The organism is Microbacterium sp. 18062 (assembly GCF_902706225.1).
Classification (GTDB): domain Bacteria; phylum Actinomycetota; class Actinomycetes; order Actinomycetales; family Microbacteriaceae; genus Microbacterium.
Genome location: NZ_CACSKB010000001.1, coordinates 100,955 through 125,043 on the forward strand (window position 1 = coordinate 100,955; position 24,089 = coordinate 125,043).

A 24,089-nucleotide genomic window follows, 5' to 3' on the forward strand; every position below is an offset into this window, starting at 1 on the left:
CCCTCGCGCACGTCGCACCTGGTGCGTTCCCGGCTGGGCGGCGCGCCACCCCTGTCAGCCTTCGAGAGCGGCGTGCGCCAGCGCGGCGAGGCGATGGTCGCGTGACTCCTCGTGGGCGGTGATCGTGATCACCGCGTTCCGGTCCCGATCGACGATCACGTACTGGCCGTACCGGCCGTCCAGCCGCCAGCAGCGGCCGGGTCCGTCCCACACGGCGAGCCCGTATCGCTCGAACGGGGCTTCGCCGCCGGCGTCGACCCACGATGCGTGCATGCCGTCGATCCACGTCGGGTCGACGAGCTGCCGGCCCTGCCATCGACCGCGATCGCGCAGCAGCCTGCCGATTCGCGCGAGCTCCTCCGTGCGCAGCTCGAGCCCGCTGCCGGCGACGATCCATCCCCGTGGGCAGCGATGCCACTGCGGGTTGTGGATCCGGAGCGGATCGAACAGACGTGGCAGCAGCCAGTCCCGTACGTCGCCGACGACGGCGCCGAGCATACGCATCGCGACGTATGTGCTCGCATCGGAATACTGGAACACGGCGCCGGGGCCACGCGTGGGCCGCCGCAGCATCTCCTGGGCGAGATCCGGCCACGGAACCGGCTGGTCGCCGAACCAGGGGAAGTCGATCCCGCTGGTCATCGTGAGCAGGTGCCGGACGGTCACGGCCTCGACGCCCGCCCCGAGGTCGACCCTGGGCAGGAGCCGGGAAACGGTGGTGTCGAGAGTGAGGACGCCCTCGCCGATCGCGATCCCGACCGCGAGAGCGCACACGCCCTTCGAGACGGAGTACAGGTTCTCGCGGTCGTCGCTGCGCCACCGATGCTCCACCACGTCCTCGCCGACGAGCATGTGGACGCCGTAGGCGCCCAGGTCCTCCTCGTCGACCGCGGTGACGAACCGATCGAGCACGGACGACGCGTTCATGCGTCCAGTGTCGCAGAGCATCGATCACGTGCGCGGGGAACCGACGTGACGCCGCTCATCGCGTGCGGAAGGTGGGACTTGAACCCACACGCCCGAAGGCACAGGAACCTAAATCCTGCGTGTCTGCCGATTTCACCACTCCCGCCGGTGCGCTCAGTCTAACCAGCGCGTCCGGGGCGGGTGTGGCGCGGGGAGGCTGTGCGGTCCGACGACCGGAGATGCCATCGGTTGTGGATAACTTCGGCCGACGGTGGAGCGATCTTGCGAGGATGCTGCGCATGTCCTCGCCTGCCACGGTGCCCCTCGCGGCCGCCACTCCACCGGCGCTGGTGGCCGAGCGCGTGCGTGAGCGGCTGCGGGCCGACGGCGTCGATCCGACGCGCGATCGCGCGTCGGGGGAGCGCTACGCCCGAGCCGAGGTGCGCCGGCACAACGACGGGGCGCTCGCGCGTGGCCTCGCCGTCATCGACGACGAGGACGCGTGCGTCCGTGAGGTGCTCGCGGCCGTCGCCGGCTACGGTCCGCTGCAGCCGTACCTCGACGACTCCACCGTCGAGGAGGTGTGGCTGAACGCGCCCGACCGGGTGTTCGTCGCGCGAGGCGGACGGTCGGAGCGGGTGCCGCTCGCGCTCACCGAGTCGGCGGTCCACGATCTCGTCGAACGGATGCTGCACGCGACCGGCCGCCGGGTGGACCTGAGTCAGCCGTTCGTCGACGCGTCGCTGCCAGACGGCAGTCGGCTGCACGTGGTGATCGGCGGGATCACGCGGCGGCATTGGGCGGTCAACATCCGCAAGTTCCTGCCGACCTATCGGCGCCTCGCGCAGCTGGTCGACGTCGGGATGCTGCCGCCCGCGCTCGCGCAGAGTCTGAGCGAGGCGATGCGTGCGGGGCGCAGCATCCTCGTGTCCGGGGCGACGCACGCGGGAAAGACGACCATGCTCGCCGCGCTCATCGCGGAATGCGCGAGCAGCCAGCGCATCGTCACCGTCGAGGAGACCTTCGAGCTCGCCGTCGACGCGCCCGACATCGTCGCGCTGCAGGGACGGCAGCCGAGCCTCGAGGGCACCGGCGAGGTGACCCTGCGCAGGCTGGTGAAAGAGGCGCTGCGCATGCGGCCCGACCGCCTCATCGTCGGCGAGGTGCGCGACGCCGAGGCGCTCGATCTGCTGCTCGCGCTCAACACGGGCGTGCCCGGTGCCGCGACGATACACGCGAACTCGGCGCGCGACGCGCTCGTGAAGCTCGCCGCGCTCCCGCTTCTTGCCGGCCGGAACATCGACCGCGGCTTCGTCGTGCCCGCGATCGCGTCGAGCGTGCAGCTGGTCGTACACTGCGCGCAGGACGCCACCGGGCGTCGCCGGGTCGTCGAGGTCGCGCAGACGACCGGGCGCGTCGTCGACGACGCGGTCGAGGCGCGCACGCTGTACCGGTGGGAACGATGACGGTCCTGTGGGGTGCGCTGCTGGGCGCGGGGATCCTGCTGATGCTGGCGCCGCGGCTGTGGCCCGCGCGTCCCGCTCCGGTCGCGAAGCCGGTGGCGAGCGCCGCCACGCAACTGCTCGCCGCCGCCGGGTTCGCGCACATCGGCACCGGCGCGCTCATGATCGCGTGCGTCGCCGCATGCATCCTCGCCGCCGCGATCGCGTGGCTCCCCACCCAGGTGCCGGCCTTCGCCGTGCTGGCGGCCGGGTTCGGCGCGGCGGCCCCGCCGCTCTGGCTGCGTGGGCGCGGGCGACGCCTCCTCAAGGCGCGCCGGGCGCTGTGGCCCGACGTCTGCGATCTCCTCGTCGCGTCGGTGCGGGCGGGACTCTCGTTGCCGGATGCGGTCGGCTCCCTGCAGGCCTCCGCCCCGCTGGCGCTGCGCCCGGCGTTCGCCGCGTATGCCCGCGACCTCGCGGCGTCCGGGCACTTCGACGCGAGCCTCGACCGGCTGAAGGCGACTCTCGCCGATCCGGTCGCCGACCGCATCCTCGAGACGCTCCGGATGGCGCGGCAGGTGGGCGGTACGGAGCTCGTGCCGGTCCTGCGATCGCTGTCGAGCGCGGTGCGCGCGGATGCGGCGCTGCGCGCCGAGGTCGAGGCGCGCCAGTCGTGGGTGCGCGGCGCCGCGGTGCTCGGTGTGATCGCGCCATGGGTGATCCTCGTGCTCCTGTCGCTGCGCCCGGAGGGCTCGCGGGCGTACAGCAGCTCCGAAGGCGTCGTGCTGATCGTGGTCGGCGCCGCCGTGTCCGTCGTGGCGTTCCAGATCATGCTGCGCGTCGGCCGGCTGCCCGAGCCCCGCAGGTGGTTCGGATGACAGCGCCCGCGATCACTCAGCTCGCGCTCGCGGTCGTGCTCGGCGGGGCGCTCGGCAGCGGCGTCGCCCTGATCCTCTGGGCGACGCCCCGATGGAGCGCACCATCTCTCGCCCGCCGCGTCGGGCCTTACCTCCGCGACATCGCAGATCCGCGCGGCATGACGCCGTTGGCCGCGCCCGGCCGCGCGGTCGTGCGCGAGATGCTCGGACGCGTCACCGGTCGCCTCGGAGGAGCGGATGCGGTCACCGCCCGGCTTCGTCGCGCCGGGTGGGAGACGGATGCGGCCGCGTTCCGTGCCCGCCAGCTCGCCTGGGGCGTGGCGGCGCTGCTCGCGGGCGCGCTGCTGGTCGTCGTGCTGGTCGCGAGCGGCCAGGCGACGCCCGCGGTGGCTCTGGTTCCGCCGATAGCCGCGGCGGCCGGGGTCGTCGGATACGACCTGCGGCTGAGCCGCGCCGGCCGGGCGCGCGCGGCGCGCGCGGCGGAGGAGCTTCCGACGATCCTCGAGTTCCTCGCCCTCTGTCTCGCCGCGGGCGAGGGCGTGTTCGACGCCATCCGGCGGGTCGCCGCGATCGGGTCCGGCGAGATCGTCGCCGAGCTCCGCGGCGTCGTCGTCGCGGTGGGCACGGGGGCGTCGCTCACCGACGCGCTCGTGGAGGTGTCGCGGCACCTCGACACCCCCGCGGTCACCCGCAGCGTCGACCAGATCGTCGCCGCGATCGACCGAGGGGCGCCCCTCGCCCAGGTGCTGCAGTCCCAGGCGACCGACGCGCGCGACGACGCGAAGCGTCTGCTGATCGAGAGCGCCGGCCGCAAGGAGATCTACATGTTGATCCCCCTGGTGTTCCTCATCCTTCCGCTCAGCGTTCTGATCGCGGTGTTCCCCGGCGTCGTCATGCTGCGGCTGGGGCTGTCGTGACCGTACCCCCTTGTCGAGAGACAAGTTTCCCGAGAGACAAGGAGATCGATATGCTCGATCGCTTCATCGCCCCACGGGGTGCGAGACGAGCCCCGCGGGGCGTGAGCGGAACCCGCCGCACGGAGTGGGGCGCCCTCCTCGACGACGAGCGCGGTGATGTTCCCGGCTGGGTGCTCATCACGTTGATGACCGCCGGGCTCGTCGTCGTGATCTGGGCCGTCGCGGGACCGGCGCTCGCCGGCCTGTTCGAGCAGGCCATCTCGCGCGTCTCCGGCTTCTGAGGCAGGCATGGCCCGTGGAGTGCGCGATCTGGGCGCGGATGAGCGGGGCTCGGCCCCGGTGGAGTTCGTGCTCGTCGGCGCGCTCCTCACCGTGCTCACGCTCGGCGTGCTCCAGTTCGGTCTCGCGGTGTACGTCCGGAACGTCGTCCACGATGCGGCGGTCGAGGGCGCATATCACGCCGCGCTCGCCGATACGAGCGCGGCCGACGGCGCGGATCGCGTCCGGCAGGTCGTCGAACGCGCGGTGGGCGCCGGATACGGCACCGATGTCGCCGTGTCCGAGGACCATTCGCTCGGCTACCCCGCCGTGCGGGTCACGGTCACGGCGACGCTGCCGCTCGCGGGCCTGCTCGGGGTGCCGCGCGGTCTGGAGGTCGAGGCGCATGCGCCCCTCGAGTCGTTCGACTGATCGGTCACCGCGGCGCCTCCTCGTGGACGACGACGGATCGGCGTCGCTCGAGTTCATCGTCGCGGGCGTCCTGCTGCTCGCGCCGATCCTCTATCTGATGCTCGCGCTCGGTGCGATCCAGGGACAGAGCCTCGGGGCCGAGGCCGCGGCGCGGCATACGGCGCGGGCGATCTCGACGGCGACGGATGCGGAGGACGCCGGCGCCCGTGCCGGGCGGGTGCTGACCGCCGTCGCGACGGAGTACGGCATCGACCCCGCGGCCATCGAGGTGCGCTGGTCGTGCACGGATGCGGCGGGGGAATGCCCAGCCGCCGGCGCGACGCTGGTCGTCGACGTCACGGCCCGGGTCGCGCTCCCGCTCCTGCCGCCGATCCTCGGGCTCGACGAGATGGCGACGGTGCCGGTGCAGGCGTCGGCCGTGCAGAAGGTCTCCCGGTTCTGGGGGACGACACCGTGAGCCGGGTACGGCGGCCCCTCGTCGACGACGAGGGCACGATCCTGCCGCTCGTGGTCGGCTACGTCGTGCTCGCGCTCGCCGCGGTCTTCGTGTGCGTCTGCGCCACGAGTCTGTACCTCGCGCAGAAGCGGCTCGACGGGCTGGCGGATGCGGTCGCGCTCGCCGCCGCGGACGGGTTCACGCTCGTCATCGAGGCGGATGGACCCCGCGCCGAGCTGACCTCGTCCGGTGTGCGGGATCAGGCCGAGGCGCTGTTCGCCGCGGTCGCGCCGGATGCGACGCTCGTCTCCGCCGACACCCCGGACGGCGTCTCGGCGCGGGTGACGCTCGCGGGGGTGTGGCATCCGCCCCTCGTGTCGCTGTTCGTGCCGGACGGCGTGCCCCTCGAGGCGTCGGCGACGAGCCGTACCGCACTGCGCTGACGCTCGCACGGGCGCTTGCGCGGGCAGGCGGGTCAGCCAGTCGTCGGATCCGCGGGACGGATGACGCGTACTGGGGTCGATGGACGGCCCGGTCCGCCGTCCGTCCGACGACTGAGGAGGAACCCGGTCAGCGGCCTGGGTCGCTGACGACCATCGAAGGAGGCGAAATCTCCCCCTCCGGGGAGGCTTTCGCTTCAGCTTCTCAGGGCCCCTGCGGGACCCTCTGTGGGGTGCGAAAGTCCGGTCGCTGAGCGAGCGCAGCGAGACGAAGCGTGAGGACTTTCGGGTCAGCTTCTCCGCGCCCCTGCGGGGCGCTCCGTGGGGTGGGGAAAGTCCAGGCAATGCGCCTGCTCAACAGAACCGGGGCGCGGAGACTTTCGGGTCAGAGACCGAGGTCACGGAGGAACGTGTTGCGGAACACGCCGCGCGGGTCGAGCTCTGCGCGGAGGGCCGCGGCATCCGCCCATCTCGGGTAGCGCTCGCGGATGGCGGCGGCCGGCAGGGTGTACACCTTGCCCCAGTGCGGGCGCGGGTCGAACGGCGAGAGCGCGGCCTCGATCTCCGGCAGCAGCGCCTCGACCGCGGCCTGGTCGCGACGCCACGTGAAGTGCAGGCCGACCGTGTCGCGGCCGTACGCACCGCTCAGCCACAGGTCGTCGGCGGCGATCGTGCGCACCTCGCTCACCAGCAGCAGCGGCGCGATCCTCGCCGCGAGGGGCCGGAGGGCACGGATGGCCGCTGGCGCGTCGTCGCGGGCGACGAAGTACTCGCTCTGCAGCTCCTCGCCCTGCGACGGCGTGAACTCGAGCCGGAAGTGCGCGAGCCGGTCGAGCCACGGGCCGGCGACCCCGCCCTGCTCGGTGCAGCTGTCGGCGGGGACGCCCGGCAGCGGATGGCGGGGAGCGGATGCGGCACCGCCTCCGAGCACGTGCTGGGGGGCGGCGGCGTCGCCGGCCCGCGCCTTCACCCACACCTGGTCGACGACGTCGGGGTCGCGCCAGGTCGTGAACAGGCTCACGCTGTATCCGAGGGAGGTGACGGCGGCGAGGTCGGCCAGCACGTCGTCCCAGCGGACGCGTTCGAACACGGTCTGCGCCACGTCGAAGGCGGGAACGATCTCGAGCTCCACGTCGAGCACGACGCCGAGCGCGCCGAGGGAGACGACAGCGCCCGCGAAGCCCGGGTCGGAGCGGCGCAGCATCCGGATCCCGCCGTCGGCCGTCAGGATCTCGAGACCGGCGACGGCACCGGCGAGGGACCGGTTGCGGTCTCCCGAGCCGTGCGTGCCGGTCGCGATCGCGCCGGCGACCGAGATGTGGGGGAGCGAGGCCAGGTTGCCCAGCGCCCAGCCCTCGGCGTGCAGGGGCCGGGCGACGTCGCCGTATCGCATGCCGCCGGCGACCCGGGCGACGCGACGCTCCGCGTCGATGTCGACGTGTGCGGGCAACGCCGCGGTCGACACCAGCAGCCCGTCGGTGTCGGCGATGCGGTTGAACGAGTGCCGCGAGCCGAGCACGCGGATCGCGGATGCGGCACGCACGAGGCCGGCGAGCTCGTCGCGCGTCGTCGGTTCGGCAACCGATGTCGCCGAATACGTGAGGTTTCCCGCCCAGTTGTGCTCGGTCACGAGCCGTCCCTTCCCTGTCGCGGCACGAACCGGGGCACCCACCGAACGAACGCGGCGGCGCCGACGAGACCGATCAGTCCGATCGCACCGGTGGCCACCGACAGCGAGACCGCGGCCGTCAGCGCCGACACGATCAGTGGGGCGACCGCGCCGCCTGCGTCGGTCAGCGTGCGCCACGAGCCGAGGAACGGAGCGGGTTCGGCGCGCGGTGCGACGTCCGCGCCCAGGGTGAGCAGGATGCCGCTCGAGAGCCCGTTGCCGAGCCCGAGCACTCCGGCGATCGCGGTGAACCACACGATCGCCGACGGGATGTCGTGCGTGAACGACAGCGCGAGGAACCCGCCGCCCATGAGCAGCATCGCCGGGAGCGCCGCCCAGAGGCGCCCGAACCGGTCCATCACCTGCCCGCTCGCGTAGAAGAGCGCGAAGTCGATGGCGCCCGAGACACCGACGACGAGCGCGATCGTCTGCGCGTCGAGGCCGAGCGACAGACCCCACAGCGGCAGTACCGCCTGTCGAGCGGAGCGCACGGCCGAGAGGGACGCGGCGGCCACACCGAGACGCGAGAGCACCCGGCGGTGGCGCCACATCGTGCGGAACACACCGACGCGCTCGGCGGTCGGGATGGAGCCGGTGACCGGCTCGCCGCTGTCGTCCTCGGGGGTCGCGGCGGGCCCCGCATCCGCCTCCCGCCCCGCCCCCGGCACCGGAACCGTGCGCTCCGGGTCGGGACCGAGCAGCACGAGCGTGATCATGGCGACCAGGCACGCGAGGAAGAACCAGACCGCCGAACGCTCGTCGCCGAGCGTCGCCAGCAGAGCCGCCGCGACGAAGGGGCCGATGAACGTGCCGAGCCGGAACGACCCGCCGAGCAGCGACAGCGCCCTGGCCCGGAAGCCCAGGGGCACCCGCGTGGTCATGAACGAGTGTCGCGCGAGGGCGAAGTTCGCCGCGGAGAACCCGATGACGAACACCGACAGGGCGAGCACGGGCGCGGTGGGGGCGAACAGCATGCCTCCGGCGCCCACCATCGCGATGACGCCGCCGAGCGCCATCGTGGTGCGCTCGCCGAAGCGGGCGACCGCCCATCCGGCCGGGATGTTGCCGCAGAGCTGCCCCACGACGAGGAAGGAGGTGATGAGCGCGGCCTGGGCGATGTCGGCGCCGAGCTGGGCGGCGAGGATCGGGATCAGGGGGATGACGGCGCCCTCACCGAGGGCGAAGAGCACGGTCGGGCCGTAGATCATCGGCGCGAACCGCCGGAGGACGGCTGCGGCGCGATCGGACATGTGCATCCACGTTAGTCTGGGAAGGTCATGCTCGAGCTCGATCTGTCCGCCGACATCCAGGCCCTCCGTTCCACCTTCGCCGATATCGAGGCGGTGGTGGACGTGGAGACCCTCCGCGCCGACATCGCCCGCCTGAGCGAGGAGGCCGGAGTCCCCGACCTCTGGGAGGACACGGCGAATGCGCAGAAGGTGACGAGCGCGCTCAGCCACCGTCAGTCCGAGCTCGCCCGGATCACCGCGATCTCGCGGCGACTCGACGATCTCGAGGTGCTCGTCGAGCTCGCGGTCGAGATGGAGGACGAGGACTCCGCCGCCGAGGCCCGCAAGGAGCTCGCCGAGCTCGAGGACGTCATCGGCCAGCTCGAGGTGCAGACGCTCCTCGACGGCGAGTACGATCCCCGCTCGGCCGTCGTGACGATCCGCTCGGGCGCCGGCGGCGACGACGCCACCGACTTCGCCGAGATGCTGCTGCGCATGTACCTGCGCTGGGCGGAGCGCCACAAGTATCCGGTCAAGCTCATGGACACCTCCTACGCGGAGGGCGCGGGCATCAAGTCCGCGACCTTCGAGGTCGACGTGCCGTACGCCTACGGCACGCTGTCGGTCGAGGCCGGCACCCACCGCCTGGCGCGGATCAGCCCCTTCGGCGGCGCCGACAAGCGGCAGACGAGCTTCGCGGCCGTCGAGGTCATCCCCGTGATGGAGGAGGCCGTCGAGGTCGAGGTGCCCGAGGGCGACATCCGCGTCGATGTCTTCCGTTCGTCGGGCCCCGGCGGCCAGTCGGTCAACACGACCGACTCCGCGGTGCGCATCACCCACCTGCCGACCGGCATCGTCGTGTCGATGCAGAACGAGAAGTCGCAGATCCAGAACCGCGCCGCCGCCATGCGCGTGCTGCAGACCCGCCTGCTCCTGCTCAAACGCGAAGAGGAGGCCGCGAAGAAGAAGGAGCTCGCCGGCACCATCACCGCGAGCTGGGGCGACCAGATGCGGTCGTACTTCCTGTACGGCCAGCAGCTGGTCAAGGATCTCCGCACCGGCTACGAGGTCGGCAACCCGGCCTCGGTGTTCGACGGCGATCTCGACGGGCTGATCGCCGCGGGCATCCGCTGGCGCAAGCGCAAAGACGACGACTGATCCCGCGGGTCCGGATGCGGGCCGCCCGGGTGTCGCGAACGGCTACGCCTCCGGCCACGCTTAGGCTGTCACCGCCATGATCCGGTTCGAAAACGTCACCAAGCGGTATCGCGGCACCTCCCGACCCGCTCTTCAGAACGTGTCCTTCGAGGTGCAACGCGGAGAGTTCGTCTTCCTCGTCGGGGCGTCCGGGTCGGGGAAGTCCTCGTGCCTGCGCCTCATCCTGCGCGAGGACGTGCCGAGCGACGGGCGGGTGGTCGTGCTGGGGAGGGACCTTCGCCGCGTCCCGAACCGAAAGGTCCCGTACTTCCGTCGTCACGTCGGCTCGGTGTTCCAGGACTTCCGGCTGCTGCCGACGAAGACCGTCTTCCAGAACGTCGCGTTCACCCTGCAGGTCATCGGGTCCTCCCGGGGGTTCATCCAGCAGGCGGTGCCCGAGGCTCTCGCGCTCGTCGGGCTCGACGGCAAGGAGAGGCGCCTGCCGCACGAGCTGTCCGGCGGAGAGCAGCAGCGCGTCGCGATCGCGCGCGCTCTTGTGAACCGCCCGCAGGTGCTGCTCGCCGACGAGCCCACCGGAAACCTCGACCCGGGGACCTCGGTCGACATCATGCAGCTGCTTGCCCGCATCAACGCCGGCGGCACGACGGTCGTGATGGCGACGCACGAGGCCGGCTTCGTCGACCAGATGCAGCGGCGCGTCATCGAGCTGAAGGACGGCGAGATGGTGCGTGACGAGCGTCACGGCGGATACGGCGACACGTCCGGCATCCCGCGTCTCGCACCCGAGGCGGAGAAGGGCGCGGCCGCCGTGGCCGCCCTCACCGCTGTGCTCGAGGTTCACCGCGAGATCGCCGAGACCGGACAGGTCGAGCCGATCACCCTCGACGCGGCGGTGGCGGCCACCGAACAGGTCGCCGAGCCGCTGCTGCACGAGTCCGCCGCCCGCGCGACCGGCGCCGCCGAGGCCGCTGCCGCCGCATCCCTCGCCGCGAAGCTGCCTGCGGAGCCGGCGCCGAGCACGCGCTCGGCTCCCGTCTCGGACATCCCCGAGGTCGAGGTCGACGAGCTCGGCCTCGCCGACCGTCTCGGGCTCGGCGGATCGGACGATGAAGTGGGGCCGACGCGATGAGGTTCGGACTGATCACGGGGGAGGCCCTGAGCGGCCTCCGACGCAACGCCTCGATGGTGATCTCCGTCGTGCTGGTGACCTTCGTGTCGCTGACCTTCGTCGGTGCTGCGATCCTCATGCAGGCGCAGATCGGCAAGATGAAGGACTTCTGGGTCGACCGCGCCCAGGTCGCCGTCTACATGTGCGCGAGCGTCTCGACCGCCGCGACCTGTGCGGACGGCGTCGCGACCCAGGATCAGATCGACGAGATCACCGCCGAGCTCGATGGACCGACGCTGTCGCCCCTCATCCGGGACTACACGTTCGAGACGAGCGACGAAGCGTACGCGAAGGCGATCGAACAGCTCGGTGCCGAGTACGAGAGCATCATCACGCCCGATCAGATCAACGCGACCTTCTCGATCAACCTCGTCGATCAAGGCCAGTCGGACGTCATCGCCGAGGCGTTCAGCGGAAAGACGGGTGTCGAGGAGGTGCGGGATCAGATGCAGTATCTCGAGCCGCTCTTCTCCGCGCTGACGGTGGCGACGTACATCGCCGTCGGGATCGCCGGTCTCATGCTCATCGCCGCGGTCCTCCTGATCGCCACCACCATCCGCCTCTCGGCCTTCGCCCGGCGCAAGGAGATCGGCATCATGCGCCTGGTCGGCGCGTCGAACCGCTTCATCCAGACGCCGTTCATCCTCGAGGGTGTCTTCGCGGCGCTCATCGGCTCCGCTCTCGCGAGCCTCGGCGTGTGGTCGATCGTGGAGTTCGGGGTCAACGGATACCTGCGGGAGCGGATCACCTTCGTGACGACCTGGGTCGGCTACGCCGATCTCGCGCTCGTGATCCCCGTGATCGTCGTGATCGGCGTGGTGCTCGCGGCGCTGTCGGCGGGCTTCGCCATCCGGCGATGGTTGCGCGCCTGACCGGTCGTCGGGCGGCGGCCGCCGACTCGGCCCCTTCGCAGCCTTGCTAGACTGACGGGCTGTCGTGCGCCCGCGCGGCAGCGGACGAGGAGAAGGCCATGCCCAGGGAACGCGGAGAGAAGGTCATCGCGACCAACCGCCGCGCGCGTCACGACTACACGGTCGAGAAGACGTACGAGGCGGGTCTCGTGCTGACCGGCACCGAGGTGAAGTCGCTGCGACAGGGGCGAGCGAACCTCACCGACGGGTACGCGTACATCGACGGCGGTCAGGCGTTCCTCGACGCCGTGCACATCCCCGAGTACTCCCAGGGGCACTGGACGAACCACTCGGCTAAACGCACGCGCAAGCTGCTGCTGCACAAGGACGAGATCGTGAAGCTCTCGCACGCCGTGTCGGCGGGCGGGTACACCCTCGTGCCGTTGAAGCTCTACTTCTCGGACGGCCGGGCCAAGGTGGAGATCGCGGTCGCGAAGGGCAAGCGCGAGTACGACAAGCGCCAGACGCTTCGCGAGCGTCAGGACAAGCGCGAGGCCGAGCGGGCGATGCGCACGAAGAACCGCCTCGGCGACTGAGCGTCAGCGACGCGGCGCGTCAGCTCGCGGGCCCGTGACTCGCGTCGCACAGCGTCTGCACGCGCGAGACGAGGTCGGCCGGCACGAACGGCTTCGTGAGGACGTCGTCGTAGCCGGTCGCGCGCGCGAGGGCGTGGTCGGCGGGGTTGCTCCTCGCCGTGAGCATGAGCAGCTTGGTGTCGTGGATGTCGATCGCGGCGCGCACCGCGCGGGCGAGCTCGATGCCGTCCATGCCCGGCATCATCCAGTCGACGACCGCGACCTCAGGGTGGTTCGCGTGGATGGCGGAGAGCCCGCTGGCGCCGTCGGAACGCGAGTCGACGTCGAAGCCGGCGCGGGCGAGTCTGATCGTGAGCAGGCGGGCGATGTCCTGATCGTCGTCGATGACGAGAACGTGGGTCATGGGACACCTGCAATCATGACGGGGGATCCGTCGGCTCATCGCAAGTGTACGCGGGCCGCTATCGTGGCACCCGATGTCTCGCCCCAGCATGATCGTCCGGATCCGCAGGCTCCCGGTCGGCCCGCGCCTTCTCACGGTGATCGCGCTGCTCGGTCTGAGCCTGGCGCTCGGCGTCGTGTTCGCGACCGCGCAGTCGGGTGCGAACGCGATGGCGTGGTGGTGGCCGGCCGCGGGGATCGGTGCCGTCGCCGCTCTGTGCGCGCCGCGCGACCAGGCGGGGTGGGTGATCGGAGTGGCCGCGTTGCTCACCGGTGCGGCCTCGACGCTCGCCGGCCGGCCTGCCGTCGTGATCGTCGCGGGCGTCGTCGGCACGGTCATCGAGATGGCGGTCGTGGTGTGGGGGCTCTCCCGTCGCGGCGATCCCCTGCCGCAGCTGCAGTCGACGCGCGACGTCGGCAGGCTCCTGCTCGTCATGACGCTGGCCGCCGCGGCGATCGGGCTGCTGTCCGGTGCCGCGGCCTCGGTCGTCGGCGGGGACTTCTTCGCGAGGCTCGTCGCCGTCACCGCATCCCACCTCTCCGCCCTGCTGCTGCTCGTCCCCCTTGCGCTCGTGCCGCTTCCCCGCGTCAGCGGCGTCATCCTCGGAAGAGCGGTGATCCTCGCCGTCGCTGTGTTCGGGTCGGTCTTCGTCGCGTTCGGACCCTGGCTGATGGCACCGCTCGCCTTCCTGCCGGTGCCGTTGCTGGCGTGGGCGGCGTTCTCCGCGTCGACTCTCGCGGCGCTGGCCCATGTGCTGCTGGCCGTCACGACGGCGGGGGTGCTGACGGCGGTCGGATGGGGGCCGTTCGCGCACCAGACGGGGGTCATCACGACGGGCGCGCTGCTGCAGATCTACGCCATCGCGATCGGCGTCACCTGCCTGTTGATCTCGGCGGAGCGCTCGGAGCGGCGGCGTCTTCAAGACCGGCATCAGGCGTTCACGCTGTTGCTCAGAGACTCGTTCGAACGCTCGCGCAACGGCGTCGTCATCGTGCAGGAGTCCGCTCCCGGCAGCTGGGGGGTGTGGGAGATAAACGCCGCGGCCGTGTCGTTGCTCGACCCCGACTTCCGCCCGGACGAGCAGGGGCGCTGGCAGCTGGACCCGAGGTCGCGTCTGAGCACGAGGCTGTCCGAGGTCGGTGACGTCGCGTCGCGCTTCGACGGCGATGAGCTCGGTGAGGGGCGGCCGCCGACGTCGATCTCGGTCGAGCCGGTGCGCAATGACGAACTCGGCCGTGTGCTGCTGCTGTCGGTCGAAGACCTGCGACCGGTGCGAGAGGCCGAGGCCGCGATGCGGGAGCAGCTCGATCGGGAGCGGCGCATCAGCGAGGCGCTGCGTGCGCTCAACGACCAGCAGGATGCGTTCGTGGCCAGCGTGTCGCACGAACTGCGGACCCCGATCACCTCCATCGTCGGGTACGCGCAGGAGCTGGAGTTCGAACTCGAGGATCCGCATCTGCGTGAGTACGCCGAAGTGATCACGCGGAACGCCGATCGCCTGACCGGGCTGGTCGACAACGTGCTGCGGGCGGCGACGATGCCCTCCTCGACGGCGTCGGGCGGCGTAGCGGTCGAGATGGACCTCGCGGACCTCGTTACCCGATGCGTCGCCGACCTGCGCTACCGCACCGCGGAGCGTTCGCTGCAGACGGTCGTGCGAGCGGAGCCGGGAATCGTGGTGCGCGTGGACGAGGCGGAGCTGGCACGCGTGCTCACGAATCTGCTGACCAACGCGATCAAGTTCTCGCCGGTCGGTGCCGCCATCGACGTCGAGGTGTCGACGGATGCGGATGCGGCCGTCGTTCGTATCGCGGACGAGGGCCCCGGCATCCCCGAGGGCGACCGGGAGCGCATCTTCGAGCGCTTCTACCGCAGTCCGCAGGCGGTTCGGGACGGGATTCCCGGCACCGGCATCGGCCTGTCGATCGCCCAGCAGCTCATGGTGACGATGGGCGGCTCGATCCTGCTGGAGCCGCGGCAGCCGCACGGCACGGTCGCCGTCGTGCGCCTGCCGCTCGCGGAGGCGTAGGCAGGCCAGTGACGCTCACCCGAGGAGCGTCTGCTCGACGAGGGTGAGGAACGCATCCTGTCCGCTGGGCGAGCCGAAGGTCATCTCGATGTCGTAGCCGTGGATCCGGTCCTCCTGCACGAACGGCAGGCTCGTCCAGAGGGCGTTCTGCTGCAGAGCAGCGTCCTGCTCCACGACCACGGCGCCGTCGCGCTGAACCGAGAACACGACGTCGATGCCGTCCAGCCGGCCGAGCTGTTCGGTGCTCAGGGGCGTGGCGTCACCCGATGGCAGACCGTCCTCGCCCGCGTTCGTGATCGGTGCGATGCGCAGGCCCAGGTCGGCGAAGACGAGGCACGGCACGCCGCGGTACTGCGCGGTCGCTTGGCTCTCGTACCAGGCGAGGTCGGCGACGACCGGGTCGATTCCGGCGTCGTCGAGGCGGGCGCGGATGTCGGCGATGCGCGCGTCGTAGGCATCGACCCACTGCTGCCACCGGTCCTCGCAGCCGAGATCGCGCGCCGCCTGCGTCACGCTGTCGCGCCAGTCGCTGCCATCGAAGGCGTTGTACGTGTAGGTCGGGGCGATCTTCTGCAGTTCGCCGTCGAGGTCCTCCTCGTATCCGAGTCCGTTGAGGATGAAGTCGGGCTCTGCCGCCAGCACGGCCTCGAGGCTGTACTCGGGGAAGTTGCCGAAGGTCTCCAGAGCCTTGACCTCGGCGGGGAAGAAGTCGGGGAAGGCGGTGTAGTCGTCGCGGATGGGCTGCGTGCCGGCGAGGCTGAATCCGAGTGTTGCGAGGATGTCGACATCGGTCGTGTAGAAGCCGAGGGCAGCCTGGGGTTCGGCGGGAGCGGAGATCTCGCTGCCCACCGGAGTGGTGATCTCGATCGTCTCCTCCGGGGCCCCGCTGTCGCTCCCCTCGGAGGGACTCGTGCAGGCGGTCAGGAGGAGACCGGTCGCGGCGAGGACGACCAGCGGGAGGGAACGGGAACGCATGGGATAGGTCTTCCGTCGGGAGGGTGAGATATCGCGCCGGATTAGGTGTGGCTTACCTATTGTGTCGTGGCCGTTTGTCACCAGTCGGACGTCATATGTCGCCTAAGCGCCAATCTTTCGCATTTTGGACTGGCCCGACGCGAACTCGCCCGGTGTCACTCCGATCTCGCGTCGGAATGCCTGCACGAAGGCGCTCGGTGTAGCGTAACCGGCCCGGCGGGCGACGTTCGTCACGCTCTGGTCGGCCGCAAGCCATTCGATGGAGCGGCGCATACGGGCACGCGTGCGCCAGCGGGTGAAGCTGAGGCCGGTCTCGGCCGTGAACAGCCGTGAGAGGTTCCGGGGACTCGAACCGACGATGCGCCCCCAGTCGTCGAGGCCGCGTCCCTCGGCGGGATCCGCCAGGATGGCCTCGGCGACCGCGCGGATGCGGCTGTCCGTCGGGAGCGGCAGATCGACGGTTGCGATCTCGACCGGATCGATCAGCTCGAACACGAGTTCCTCCGCGTGCAGCCGAGCGGTGTCCGTGAGGTGGGGAGCCGACTCGAGCCGCTCGAGCAGTGCGCGCACCACATCCGGGATCGCGACGGCGGTCACGGCAGGGGCGACGGCATCGACGGTGCGGAGCATGAACGTGCACCGGAAGGTTGTGCCGGCCGCAGCGACGACGCGATGCCTGACGGCAGCCGGGATCCACAGACCGAGCAGGCTCGGAATCGCGAAGTATCCCTCGTCGGTCTCGACCGTCAGCGCTCCGCTGCAGCCCCACACCAGTTCGTGCAACTCGGGATGCACGTGCGGCTCCCACTCGACCCGGTCACCGACCGAGAAACGATTCGTGCCGATGCGCCACGTCGAGCGATCAGGTTCACTCCGCGACATTGACGGCCCATCTGTTGCATCTCGGCTCACTACGCGCACAACCGTAACGTCTCCCGGTCGCAGCAGCCTCTCTGGCAGCCGGACGAGACAAGACACTGCGCAGCCCCTGACGTCGTCTCGGCATTCGGTGAGCGATCAGCGGATGCCGACATCGGGGCCGGCCCGCATCGTGGCCCATGCTCGGAACGCGGAGCGCCCTCCGGGTCGCCATGTGCGCGTCGGATCGATCCATCCCGGTGGTCGTACTCATGGCACTCCGCGCCGCATCTCGATCGTCCATCCGCCGATGTCGATCGTGCGATGGGGATGCCAGCACAAAGCCACGCCGTTGCTCGTATGGGTCGGTCCGCCTCGTGGATGTTCGATGACATGGTGGATCTCGCACCACGATGCGGGCACGTGGCACCCGGGAATCACACATTCTCCGTCGTGCACCGTGATCGCGCGTCCCTGGTGGGCGGTGAAGATGCGTTGCGGGCCGCCGAGCTCGACGATGCGCCCCGATCCGTCGATCCCGAGCCGTTGCACGGCTCCCGCGCACGCTGTCTGGCGAGCGACGGATGCGGACACCGCCGCGCCGTCCTGCGCGCCACCCTGCAGAAACGCGACGCCGTGCGAGTCGTCGAGCTGGTCAGGGGTCCGGGACGAACCGCGGACCCTCTCCGGCCTTCGGGTTCGTGTACGCGTCGAGCAGGAGCTGGAGTTGCGCTGCGACCTCGGGCAGCAGCGCGCCGTTGAACGGGACGACTCCGTCGCGCTGACGCCCCAGGTGGATCCCCCGCTTGCGCTGCGCGCGTTCCTCGTCCGGGAGGGCGCCGTCGGGGTCGAGGAACAGCGCCCGCGTCTGCGCCATCATGCGGACGTCATCGCACGGCTCGCCGGCCTGCGCGGCCGCGACGAGCTCGTGCTCGGCGGCGTGGACGCCGTCGACTCCCTCGATCGCGTCGATCACGCTGCCCCGATCGAGAACCGGCCCGAGCTCACCGACGATCGCGGCGGCGGCATCGGTCGAGAGCGTGCCGTCGGCGAGGGCAGCTCGAACACGGGGGAACGCGCCCGGAAGAAGCTCGCCGGTGAGCGTGACGGCTGGCCGGATCCGTTCGGCAAGCCGCACTCGCGCGCGGGCGGTACGCCCGGACACGAGCGCCGTGCGCTCGATCACCTCGGCCGGGGTACGGCATCCGAGCCGTGTCGAGAGATGCCCCGGACCGAGGTCGGGCCGGGAACGATCGGCGATCTCGCCCGCAGCGAGCACCCGCACGCCGTCTATCGACCGTCCCAGTCGTTCGGTCTCGCGGAGGAGCGTGAGGAGGTCCTGGTCTCCCAAGGCGGCCAGCGCTCCCGGCTCGGTGAACACCGCCAGGGTGCTGCGCAGCGTCGCGGCCGCCTCATCGAGGGAGGTCTGCGATGCTGTCGCCGTCATACCTCCATTATGAAGAGGGCCTCCGACATCGCTGCCACATGAAAATCCAGGTCACAGCCCTAAAAGCTGTGGATAACCGCGGTGGTCTGGATCGCTGTGGAGGACAGGATGCGGCAGGGCGACCACGATGCGTCGGGCTTCTCAGCGGGCGGTGAACCGTGCGTCGACGGACGCGCTCACGACCACGTCGTCGGGCCGCAGATCGATGCCTGCACCGCCCGCCTCCGCCGCCATCGCCCGCATCATCCGGGGAGCGGACGGCGTGGACTCGGGTGAGAGCAGTCCGGTGTCGGCGACGGCGATCGGGGTCACGGTGCTGAGCCCCAAAGCCGACGCATAGGCTGCTGCGCGCGTGACGGCGTCGAGCACCGCGGCCGCGGCGACACGGTCGCGGGCGGCCGCGGCGGTGCGTTCGCTCAGCTCCCAGGCGACGTTTTCGACCTGGGCGCCGTCGTGGCGGGCGAGGTCGTCGACCCACGCCGACAGGGCGGCGGGATCGGCGAAGGTCGCGACGAGCTCCACGCTCGCGTGGTGCACGGGGGCGAGCCGGGTTCCCTCCGGCGCCCAAGGGCGCTCGGTCCAGACGTTCGCACGCGAACTCGTCCAGCGCACGAGAGATCCCGCCTCATGGCGTGCATCGAGATCGGCACGGATGGGTGTCGCGGTGGCGGCGAGCTGTTCGACCACCGCCCCGCGTTCGCGTCCCTCGGCGCGCACGGTGACGCGGACGATCCCGTGTTCGGCGGGAAGGCGTTCTTCGTGGTCGCCGCGGACCGTGATGGTGACCTCACTCATGGTGGCGACTCTACGCGGCGCTCCGGAGCGATCGCTGGGTGCGGGCGAAGGATGTCAGGCCGGGAAGATCTGCCCGACGGGGAGCCGCTTCTCGGCCTGGAAGGCGTCCTCGGTGCGACCCGCGGCCCAGTACGCCGACAGCGACAGATCGGCGCGTTGCACGCCGCGCGTGGCGAGGAGCGGCCGGAGCGTCTTCATGGCGCCGCGTTCGCCGTGCGCGAAGACCTGCACGCGCCCTTCGGGCCAGGGGAGCGCCTCGACGGCGGCGACGAGCTCGGCGCCCGGCTCGTCGTGGTTCTCGTCGACCCAGGTCACCTGGCCGGATGCGGGCAGTTCGAGGCGGTGCTCAGCCGAACGCGTCTCGACGATGGCCGTCGCGGTTCTGCCTTCCGGCAGTGCCTCGAGGGCAGAGGCGATGGCCGGGATGGCGGACTCGTCGCCGATCAGCACGATATGGTCCGCGGTGAGATCGGGGGAGTAGCCGCCGCCGGGAGGCGAGATCGTCAGCCGGTCGCCGGGCTGGGCGGATGCGGCCCAGGGGCCTGCGACTCCCGTGTCGCCGTGCACGACGAAATCGATGTCCAGGGTGCCCCGCCCGGGGTCGACGCCGCGGATCGTGTACGTGCGGATGGCTGGCAGCTGGTCGAAGGTCAGCTCGTCGCGCAGCGTCGCGAGGTCGTACGGAGGCTGGAGGGCGCTTCCCGCCGGCGGGAAGTAGAGCTTCGCGTACTTGTCGGTCTCGGGCCGGTCGGAGAAGTCGGCGAAGCCGGGGCCGCCCAGCGTGATGCGCACGAGCCCGGGGGTGGGCCAGGTGGTGCCGATGACCTCGAGGGTCGCTTGAGTGGAGGGGCGTCGAGGTGAGGTCACCCTTAGATCGTACCGGGGCTGCCGAGGCGGGGCCCCGCGCACGGATGCGGAATGGTGCGGGCGCCGCATCCGTTGTAGTCTGTACTGCTCGGGTGTCTTGACCTCCGAGATGACAACTCCACAGTGCGACAGTGGCCCCTTCGCAAGAAGGATCACGGGGATGATCGGTTTCGACATCGCCTGCGAATCTGCGAGAAGCGGGCCGAGGATGCGGGGTTATCTCGTTAACGCTCCCTGCAAAACCAATAAGTGCCGAATCCAAGCGCACTGACTTCGCCCTCGCTGCATAAGCGAGCCCGATAGTCCGTCAGACCGTGTGTGATCCCGCCACGGAGCCTGGCGTCATCTAGGGATCTTGCTGTGCGACGGTGTCTGGACGTCGTGCGGGACTCTTTCCAGGCTGGGCTTGTCGACTTAGGTGTCTGTGACAAAGGTCGGAGCCGAGCAGAACGTCTGCACAGACTGCGCCCGGAGAAGACGCCGTATCTCAGCGATGGACGGGGGTTCGATTCCCCCCATCTCCACCAAGGCCGTTGTCGCACGAGGAAGTCCCTCGATCCCAGATGAACACTGGGATCGAGGGGCTTTCGTCGTTCCTGGAGTCGGGCGCCGCGTTCTGGCCGTGCGAGAGTGCGCTCCGCTCGTGGATTCATCGGTCCTCCTGCGCGGCGGCGAAGGCCGCGTCGAGGCGTTCCAGCGGCCCGGGCCCATCGTGCGGCTTCGGCTCGGCGCCAAGGTGCCGAACGCGGAGCTCGTCCATGAACGCCTCGATGAACGCCGGCCCCTCGACCCTCATGAGCTCTTGCCGTGTTCGCAGCTCGACGCTGCCGCGGCGCCAGTCGAGGCCCCAGTCGCCGAGGGCGACGATGATCGGGAGGGTCTGGATGCCGGCCTCGGTGAGGCTGTATCGCGCGCGCTGCCCCCGGGCCGCGTCCTCGCGGGTGAGGATGCCCGCGCCGACGAGACGCTTCAGGCGGTCCGCGAGGATGTTCGATGCGATCCCCTCGATCGAGCCGGTGAGCAGTTCCCTGAAGTAGCGGCGGTCGCCGAAGATCACGTCGCGCAGCACCAGGAAGGACCACTGGTCGCCGAGGGCTTCGACGGCGGCGTTGATCGGACATCCGGAACGCGGATCCACGGCTCCTCCTTGACTGCTCTCGAGGCGTCACTATAGTGATTGCAAGTCACAATCACTTGGAAGGACCGCCCATGGCCGTGCGTGTCGACCTCGACGTCTCTCTCGACGGATTCGCGACCGCTGCCGACCAGATCCTCGAGAACCCGATGTGCCCGGACTGGTCGCGACCGGTGTCGGCCTACGCGGCGACGCGCACGGTCGGGATTCCAGGTCACGGGCGAGACCGCCGAGAGCGGCACGATCCATCTGACGTTCCGGAGATGAGGGCATGACCGGTCGATTCGTGTACTGGATGAACGTCTCCCTCGACCTCAGGATCGAACGCGACCTCGATGAGGAGGGCGGCGGCGACTGGATGCGGATCGGGGAGTCCCTGCACCGTGAGTTCAACGCACGGGCACGTGCGATGACGTGCTTCGTGGAGGGTCGCGTGGTCTACGAGACCATGGAGGCGTTCTGGCCGAGCGCGCAGGACGACGAGTCCCTGCCCGGCTTTCTGCGCGAGTACGGCGAGATCTGGACCACGATGCCCAAGGTGCTCGTCTCTCGCACCCGCGACAGCGCCGAGCACAACACCCGGATCATCGGCGGCGACGACGCGATCGAGCAGCTCGCCGCTCTGCGCGCGGAGGGTGACGGTGACATCGGCGTCGGCGGCGCTACCCTCGCCACTCTCCTGCTCCGGGCGAAACTGCTCGACGAGCTGCTGCTCTTCACCCATCCCGTCGTCCTCGGGCGCGGGCGGCCGCTGTTCGACGCGCACGACGAGCTGATCGAGCTCGACCTCCTCGAGCAGGCCTCGTTCGAGGACGGCGTGACGTTGCATCGCTACGCGATCCGCGGCACCGGCACGGACGAGGCGCGCTGACAACGGTCTAGGAGACCCCGGGCGGACGATCGCCACGACGTGAGGACTGTTCGCGAGCGTGCTGGAGGTGGATTCCGATGTGCCCGATGCCGAGGATCACGACCGCGGCGATCAGCCAGATGGCGCGCCCGTAGATGCCGAGCAGCAGGAACGCCGCGACGGGCAGGGTGGCGAGCGGTACAGGTACGCCGAGCAGCCTGCGGGTGAAGTCCGCCATCGTCCGGGCGCTCGCGAAGTAGCGCACCCAGCCGGCCTCGTAGGCGACCAGACACGTGATCGCGGCGATCAGCCACCAGGACCACGGAGTCCAGGGAGTCAGGTTCGTGCCGGCCGACAGCAGCGCGGCGGTCGTCGCGGCGACCTGCCCGACGCGCTCCAGCACGCGGAGCCCCCGGTTCTCCGAGCTCGGGTCGTAGTCCTTTGTCCTCGCGGCCAGAGCCCAGATCAGGTTCGGCACGAACAGGGCGAGCAGGAACGCGAGCCCCATGAACGAGAACCCGAACCCGCTCATCTGCCTGCCCCGTCGCGCGAGGCCGCAAGCGGCCGCAAGCGCGACGTCTCGAAACGGCGGAACCCGCCGTCCGTCGCCGGCCAGGTCTCGGCGGCGGGCGCGGTCATCGCGGTACCTCTCGGCCCGTCGTCCCGGTGCTGCCCGATGCGCGGCGCCTCATCCACGCGGAGCGAACGACAGGTCGACGTACGGCAGGTCGTCCCGGGACACGACGACCGTCAGCACCCCGCCGGTCGGCAGGCTCGCGCCGAGTGCGTACACGAACGGACTCGTGTCGATCGCCAGGCCCGCCACGCTGCGACCGTCGACGACGATCTGCGCATCGCGGCGGATCGAGCGCGGAGACGTCAGCGCGGGGGAGTCCCACTCGTGCAGGCCCCGTCCGAGCTCCTCTCGGAACCTGTTCATCAGAATGTGGTTCGTGTGCTCGATCAACACGTTCTGCAGGGACGACAGGGGCGACTCTTCGCGATACCAGGTCGTGCGCACCGCTTCCCACAGCGTCGGGTAGCGCATCCGCTCGACGCCCCCGATCAGCCAGGCGGGGCGCGGCCACGGTGGAACTTCATCGAGCGAACGTCGTGTCGCCTCATCCAGGTCGGCGAGGTTCGCCGGGTCCGAGCGGTCAGCCGGATTGCGCCACAGCGTGTAGTTCACGCTGACGCTCATCATGCTGACGTCGTAGCCGGCACGAGTGACGGTCGTGCTTGGGCCATCGTCCTCCAGTGCCGGCTGGGGGACGAACCCCATCACGGGGACCGGCATCTGCTCGATCAGCTTCTCGCGCTCGATACGTGGATCAGGTGCATCCTCGGGAAGAAGTCCGGTGAACCGCATCTCCCGATTGTCCGCCGACCGTGATCGAGCGACAAGAGGCGCGACGGCTGCTCAGCGCGCCATCGTCAGCGCCGTCAGCTCGGCGCGGGTGCTCGCGCCCGTCTTCCGCAGCAGATTCGACACATGGAACTTGACGGTGTTGCTGCTGATCCCGAGCTCCTCCGCGATCGCCCGATTCCGCGCCCCCGAGGTGACGAGCCGGAGGACTTCGCGCTCGCGGCCGGTCAGTGGTGCGCCATCGGACACCGGCTCGATCGCAGCCCGCGGGTCGAGGGGGAGCCGCACCTCGAGCGACGAGCCCCATCCCGGTGTCGATTCGACGGCCAATGCTCCGTCGAGCGCGGAGACCGTCTCCGCGATCGGGCGCAGCGCGTCATCGTGGACCGTCAGGTCGCCGCTCCCGTCGTCGCGCACCCCGATCAGGAGGTTCAGTCCGTCGCAGTCCCACTGGATGCGCACGCGGTGGGTGTCGCCGCGGTCGACGAGCGTCAGCACCGCCGTGCGGACGATGGCCCGCGCCGCGTGCGCGACCTCTCCGGGCAGGGCTCGACCGGTGGCGGGCGGCTCGACGAACTGCAGGTCGAGATCGCCGAAGCGGTCGAGCGGACGAAGGTCGTCGCGCAGTCGGGCGAAGGCGTCTCCCACCGCTTCGAGCACGAAGCTGCGCTGATGGTCGGTCTCCGTCCGGATGCCGATCAGCGCGGTGGTCGCGGTATCGATCGCGACGGTGCGCGCCGTGCGATCGTCGAGCCGGGGCGATCGCAGGATCGCCAGGAGCGACTCCAGTGTCACCGCGTGCCGATCGGCCTGCTCGGCGACCGTCCGGTCGATCTCGACCAACATCCGTCGCGACCCCATCGAGGCTTCGTCGCCGCTCATATCCCCAACCTAGGCGAGTTCGGCCCCCGCCCATATGGGTGGGGGCCACACACCCGTGTCGGA

At 70.5% G+C, this 24,089-nt stretch carries 27 protein-coding genes, 1 tRNA gene and 1 other RNA gene; 15 read left to right on the forward strand and 14 right to left on the reverse strand.

Features of this window, described 5'->3' with window-relative positions; all coding sequences use genetic code 11:
- Nucleotides 1-54: 54 nt before the first annotated feature.
- Both GVL03_RS00460 and GVL03_RS00465 read right to left on the reverse strand, forming a co-directional pair.
- The gene (locus tag GVL03_RS00460; RefSeq protein WP_159498376.1) at nucleotides 55-927 is read right to left on the reverse strand and encodes a serine hydrolase; all 873 of its coding nucleotides are present in this window, start codon (nucleotides 925-927) and stop codon (nucleotides 55-57) included.
- A gap of 63 nt (nucleotides 928-990) precedes the next feature.
- Nucleotides 991-1,072, reverse strand: a tRNA-Leu gene (locus tag GVL03_RS00465).
- Nucleotides 1,073-1,205: 133 nt separating this feature from the next.
- On the opposite strand from GVL03_RS00465, the gene GVL03_RS00470 reads away from it, so the two are divergent.
- The 7 genes from GVL03_RS00470 to GVL03_RS00500 all read left to right on the forward strand — a co-directional run bounded on the left by GVL03_RS00470 (nucleotide 1,206) and on the right by GVL03_RS00500 (nucleotide 5,712).
- A complete protein-coding gene (locus tag GVL03_RS00470; RefSeq protein WP_159498378.1) occupies nucleotides 1,206-2,372 on the forward strand; it encodes a CpaF family protein in 1,167 nt (388 codons plus the stop codon).
- Nucleotides 2,369-3,226, forward strand: a complete 858-nt coding sequence (locus GVL03_RS00475; protein WP_159498626.1) for a type II secretion system F family protein — start codon at nucleotides 2,369-2,371, stop codon at nucleotides 3,224-3,226. Before GVL03_RS00470 ends, GVL03_RS00475 begins: the two co-directional genes overlap by 4 nt.
- Nucleotides 3,223-4,143: a type II secretion system F family protein gene (locus GVL03_RS00480; protein WP_159498380.1), complete on the forward strand. Its 921-nt coding sequence runs from the start codon at nucleotides 3,223-3,225 to the stop codon at nucleotides 4,141-4,143. The genes GVL03_RS00475 and GVL03_RS00480 overlap by 4 nt, the downstream gene beginning before the upstream one ends.
- A 101-nt stretch (nucleotides 4,144-4,244) precedes the next feature.
- Nucleotides 4,245-4,424, forward strand: coding sequence for a hypothetical protein (locus tag GVL03_RS00485; protein WP_159498382.1), 180 nt, complete (start codon nucleotides 4,245-4,247; stop codon nucleotides 4,422-4,424).
- 7 nt (nucleotides 4,425-4,431) lie between these two features.
- The gene (locus tag GVL03_RS00490) at nucleotides 4,432-4,833 is read left to right on the forward strand and encodes a TadE/TadG family type IV pilus assembly protein (protein WP_200847009.1); all 402 of its coding nucleotides are present in this window, start codon (nucleotides 4,432-4,434) and stop codon (nucleotides 4,831-4,833) included.
- A 22-nt stretch (nucleotides 4,834-4,855) separates the two neighbouring features.
- Entirely contained in the window at nucleotides 4,856-5,290 is a 435-nt protein-coding gene (locus GVL03_RS00495; RefSeq protein WP_306770299.1) for a TadE family protein, read from the forward strand.
- Nucleotides 5,287-5,712, forward strand: a complete 426-nt coding sequence (locus GVL03_RS00500; protein ID WP_159498386.1) for a hypothetical protein — start codon at nucleotides 5,287-5,289, stop codon at nucleotides 5,710-5,712. Before GVL03_RS00495 ends, GVL03_RS00500 begins: the two co-directional genes overlap by 4 nt.
- 382 nt (nucleotides 5,713-6,094) lie before the next feature.
- Here the strand turns inward: GVL03_RS00500 and GVL03_RS00505 are convergent, their stop codons facing one another.
- The gene (locus GVL03_RS00505; RefSeq protein WP_159498388.1) at nucleotides 6,095-7,339 is read right to left on the reverse strand and encodes a D-arabinono-1,4-lactone oxidase; all 1,245 of its coding nucleotides are present in this window, start codon (nucleotides 7,337-7,339) and stop codon (nucleotides 6,095-6,097) included.
- A complete protein-coding gene (locus GVL03_RS00510; RefSeq protein WP_373683821.1) occupies nucleotides 7,336-8,634 on the reverse strand; it encodes an MFS transporter in 1,299 nt (432 codons plus the stop codon). Before GVL03_RS00510 ends, GVL03_RS00505 begins: the two co-directional genes overlap by 4 nt.
- A gap of 21 nt (nucleotides 8,635-8,655) precedes the next feature.
- Here GVL03_RS00510 and prfB point away from each other — a divergent pair, with 21 nt between their 5' ends.
- The 4 genes from prfB (at nucleotide 8,656) to smpB (ending at nucleotide 12,380) form a co-directional block, all read left to right on the forward strand.
- The gene (gene prfB / locus GVL03_RS00515; protein ID WP_159498390.1) at nucleotides 8,656-9,765 is read left to right on the forward strand and encodes a peptide chain release factor 2; all 1,110 of its coding nucleotides are present in this window, start codon (nucleotides 8,656-8,658) and stop codon (nucleotides 9,763-9,765) included.
- Between the two features lie 76 nt (nucleotides 9,766-9,841).
- Nucleotides 9,842-10,894, forward strand: a complete 1,053-nt coding sequence (ftsE, locus tag GVL03_RS00520; RefSeq protein WP_159498392.1) for a cell division ATP-binding protein FtsE — start codon at nucleotides 9,842-9,844, stop codon at nucleotides 10,892-10,894.
- Nucleotides 10,891-11,805: a permease-like cell division protein FtsX gene (gene ftsX, locus GVL03_RS00525; protein ID WP_159498394.1), complete on the forward strand. Its 915-nt coding sequence runs from the start codon at nucleotides 10,891-10,893 to the stop codon at nucleotides 11,803-11,805. Before ftsE ends, ftsX begins: the two co-directional genes overlap by 4 nt.
- A 98-nt stretch (nucleotides 11,806-11,903) precedes the next feature.
- Nucleotides 11,904-12,380: an SsrA-binding protein SmpB gene (smpB, locus tag GVL03_RS00530; RefSeq protein ID WP_159498396.1), complete on the forward strand. Its 477-nt coding sequence runs from the start codon at nucleotides 11,904-11,906 to the stop codon at nucleotides 12,378-12,380.
- A gap of 19 nt (nucleotides 12,381-12,399) precedes the next feature.
- On the opposite strand, the gene GVL03_RS00535 is transcribed toward smpB, so the two are convergent.
- Complete coding sequence (locus GVL03_RS00535) at nucleotides 12,400-12,783, reverse strand: response regulator transcription factor (protein WP_159498398.1); 384 nt, start codon at nucleotides 12,781-12,783, stop codon at nucleotides 12,400-12,402.
- A gap of 73 nt (nucleotides 12,784-12,856) precedes the next feature.
- Here GVL03_RS00535 and GVL03_RS00540 point away from each other — a divergent pair, with 73 nt between their 5' ends.
- Nucleotides 12,857-14,851 carry an ATP-binding protein gene (locus GVL03_RS00540; RefSeq protein ID WP_159498400.1) on the forward strand — a complete coding sequence of 665 codons (1,995 nt, stop codon included), beginning with the start codon at nucleotides 12,857-12,859 and terminating at the stop codon, nucleotides 14,849-14,851.
- A 15-nt stretch (nucleotides 14,852-14,866) separates the two neighbouring features.
- Here GVL03_RS00540 and GVL03_RS00545 read toward each other — a convergent pair whose 3' ends face one another.
- The 5 genes from GVL03_RS00545 to GVL03_RS00565 all read right to left on the reverse strand — a co-directional run bounded on the left by GVL03_RS00545 (nucleotide 14,867) and on the right by GVL03_RS00565 (nucleotide 19,793).
- Complete coding sequence (locus tag GVL03_RS00545) at nucleotides 14,867-15,826, reverse strand: ABC transporter substrate-binding protein (RefSeq protein ID WP_159498402.1); 960 nt, start codon at nucleotides 15,824-15,826, stop codon at nucleotides 14,867-14,869.
- 102 nt (nucleotides 15,827-15,928) lie between these two features.
- Nucleotides 15,929-16,621 carry an AraC family transcriptional regulator gene (locus tag GVL03_RS00550; RefSeq protein WP_159498404.1) on the reverse strand — a complete coding sequence of 231 codons (693 nt, stop codon included), beginning with the start codon at nucleotides 16,619-16,621 and terminating at the stop codon, nucleotides 15,929-15,931.
- 718 nt (nucleotides 16,622-17,339) lie between these two features.
- A complete protein-coding gene (locus tag GVL03_RS00555) occupies nucleotides 17,340-18,131 on the reverse strand; it encodes a DUF222 domain-containing protein (protein WP_159498406.1) in 792 nt (263 codons plus the stop codon).
- Between the two features lie 141 nt (nucleotides 18,132-18,272).
- Nucleotides 18,273-18,926, reverse strand: a complete 654-nt coding sequence (locus GVL03_RS00560; RefSeq protein ID WP_159498408.1) for an SIMPL domain-containing protein — start codon at nucleotides 18,924-18,926, stop codon at nucleotides 18,273-18,275.
- Between the two features lie 54 nt (nucleotides 18,927-18,980).
- Nucleotides 18,981-19,793 (reverse strand): siderophore-interacting protein, encoded by an 813-nt coding sequence (locus GVL03_RS00565; protein ID WP_235037958.1) that lies wholly within the window; start codon nucleotides 19,791-19,793, stop codon nucleotides 18,981-18,983.
- Between the two features lie 156 nt (nucleotides 19,794-19,949).
- On the opposite strand from GVL03_RS00565, the gene ssrA reads away from it, so the two are divergent.
- Nucleotides 19,950-20,320, forward strand: a transfer-messenger RNA (tmRNA) gene (gene ssrA, locus GVL03_RS00570).
- Between the two features lie 122 nt (nucleotides 20,321-20,442).
- On the opposite strand, the gene GVL03_RS00575 is transcribed toward ssrA, so the two are convergent.
- Nucleotides 20,443-20,931: a helix-turn-helix domain-containing protein gene (locus GVL03_RS00575; RefSeq protein ID WP_159498412.1), complete on the reverse strand. Its 489-nt coding sequence runs from the start codon at nucleotides 20,929-20,931 to the stop codon at nucleotides 20,443-20,445.
- Nucleotides 20,932-21,002: 71 nt separating this feature from the next.
- On the opposite strand from GVL03_RS00575, the gene GVL03_RS00580 reads away from it, so the two are divergent.
- On the forward strand, nucleotides 21,003-21,203 hold the full coding sequence (locus GVL03_RS00580; protein ID WP_159498414.1) for a hypothetical protein: 201 nt from the start codon (nucleotides 21,003-21,005) through the stop codon (nucleotides 21,201-21,203).
- Nucleotides 21,200-21,799 carry a dihydrofolate reductase family protein gene (locus tag GVL03_RS00585; RefSeq protein ID WP_159498416.1) on the forward strand — a complete coding sequence of 200 codons (600 nt, stop codon included), beginning with the start codon at nucleotides 21,200-21,202 and terminating at the stop codon, nucleotides 21,797-21,799. Before GVL03_RS00580 ends, GVL03_RS00585 begins: the two co-directional genes overlap by 4 nt.
- A gap of 7 nt (nucleotides 21,800-21,806) precedes the next feature.
- Here GVL03_RS00585 and GVL03_RS00590 read toward each other — a convergent pair whose 3' ends face one another.
- The 3 genes from GVL03_RS00590 to GVL03_RS00600 form a co-directional block, all read right to left on the reverse strand.
- On the reverse strand, nucleotides 21,807-22,310 hold the full coding sequence (locus GVL03_RS00590; RefSeq protein ID WP_159498418.1) for a hypothetical protein: 504 nt from the start codon (nucleotides 22,308-22,310) through the stop codon (nucleotides 21,807-21,809).
- A 156-nt stretch (nucleotides 22,311-22,466) separates the two neighbouring features.
- Nucleotides 22,467-23,147, reverse strand: a complete 681-nt coding sequence (locus GVL03_RS00595; protein ID WP_159498420.1) for a hypothetical protein — start codon at nucleotides 23,145-23,147, stop codon at nucleotides 22,467-22,469.
- Between the two features lie 51 nt (nucleotides 23,148-23,198).
- Entirely contained in the window at nucleotides 23,199-24,026 is an 828-nt protein-coding gene (locus GVL03_RS00600; RefSeq protein WP_159498422.1) for a LuxR C-terminal-related transcriptional regulator, read from the reverse strand.
- Nucleotides 24,027-24,089 lie beyond the last annotated feature (63 nt).

Coding starts and splice junctions, on each gene's coding strand:
- GVL03_RS00460 (WP_159498376.1), bottom strand. CDS start 927: ATGAACGCGTCGTCCGTGCTCGATCGGTTCGTCACCGCGGTCGACGAG.
- GVL03_RS00470 (WP_159498378.1), top strand. CDS start 1,206: ATGTCCTCGCCTGCCACGGTGCCCCTCGCGGCCGCCACTCCACCGGCG.
- GVL03_RS00475 (WP_159498626.1), top strand. CDS start 2,369: ATGACGGTCCTGTGGGGTGCGCTGCTGGGCGCGGGGATCCTGCTGATG.
- GVL03_RS00480 (WP_159498380.1), top strand. CDS start 3,223: ATGACAGCGCCCGCGATCACTCAGCTCGCGCTCGCGGTCGTGCTCGGC.
- GVL03_RS00490 (WP_200847009.1), top strand. CDS start 4,432: ATGGCCCGTGGAGTGCGCGATCTGGGCGCGGATGAGCGGGGCTCGGCC.
- GVL03_RS00510 (WP_373683821.1), bottom strand. CDS start 8,634: ATGCACATGTCCGATCGCGCCGCAGCCGTCCTCCGGCGGTTCGCGCCG.
- prfB (WP_159498390.1), top strand. CDS start 8,656: ATGCTCGAGCTCGATCTGTCCGCCGACATCCAGGCCCTCCGTTCCACC.
- ftsE (WP_159498392.1), top strand. CDS start 9,842: ATGATCCGGTTCGAAAACGTCACCAAGCGGTATCGCGGCACCTCCCGA.
- ftsX (WP_159498394.1), top strand. CDS start 10,891: ATGAGGTTCGGACTGATCACGGGGGAGGCCCTGAGCGGCCTCCGACGC.
- smpB (WP_159498396.1), top strand. CDS start 11,904: ATGCCCAGGGAACGCGGAGAGAAGGTCATCGCGACCAACCGCCGCGCG.
- GVL03_RS00535 (WP_159498398.1), bottom strand. CDS start 12,783: ATGACCCACGTTCTCGTCATCGACGACGATCAGGACATCGCCCGCCTG.
- GVL03_RS00540 (WP_159498400.1), top strand. CDS start 12,857: ATGTCTCGCCCCAGCATGATCGTCCGGATCCGCAGGCTCCCGGTCGGC.
- GVL03_RS00545 (WP_159498402.1), bottom strand. CDS start 15,826: ATGCGTTCCCGTTCCCTCCCGCTGGTCGTCCTCGCCGCGACCGGTCTC.
- GVL03_RS00555 (WP_159498406.1), bottom strand. CDS start 18,131: ATGACGGCGACAGCATCGCAGACCTCCCTCGATGAGGCGGCCGCGACG.
- GVL03_RS00560 (WP_159498408.1), bottom strand. CDS start 18,926: ATGAGTGAGGTCACCATCACGGTCCGCGGCGACCACGAAGAACGCCTT.
- GVL03_RS00580 (WP_159498414.1), top strand. CDS start 21,003: ATGGCCGTGCGTGTCGACCTCGACGTCTCTCTCGACGGATTCGCGACC.
- GVL03_RS00585 (WP_159498416.1), top strand. CDS start 21,200: ATGACCGGTCGATTCGTGTACTGGATGAACGTCTCCCTCGACCTCAGG.
- GVL03_RS00590 (WP_159498418.1), bottom strand. CDS start 22,310: ATGAGCGGGTTCGGGTTCTCGTTCATGGGGCTCGCGTTCCTGCTCGCC.
- GVL03_RS00595 (WP_159498420.1), bottom strand. CDS start 23,147: ATGCGGTTCACCGGACTTCTTCCCGAGGATGCACCTGATCCACGTATC.
- GVL03_RS00600 (WP_159498422.1), bottom strand. CDS start 24,026: ATGAGCGGCGACGAAGCCTCGATGGGGTCGCGACGGATGTTGGTCGAG.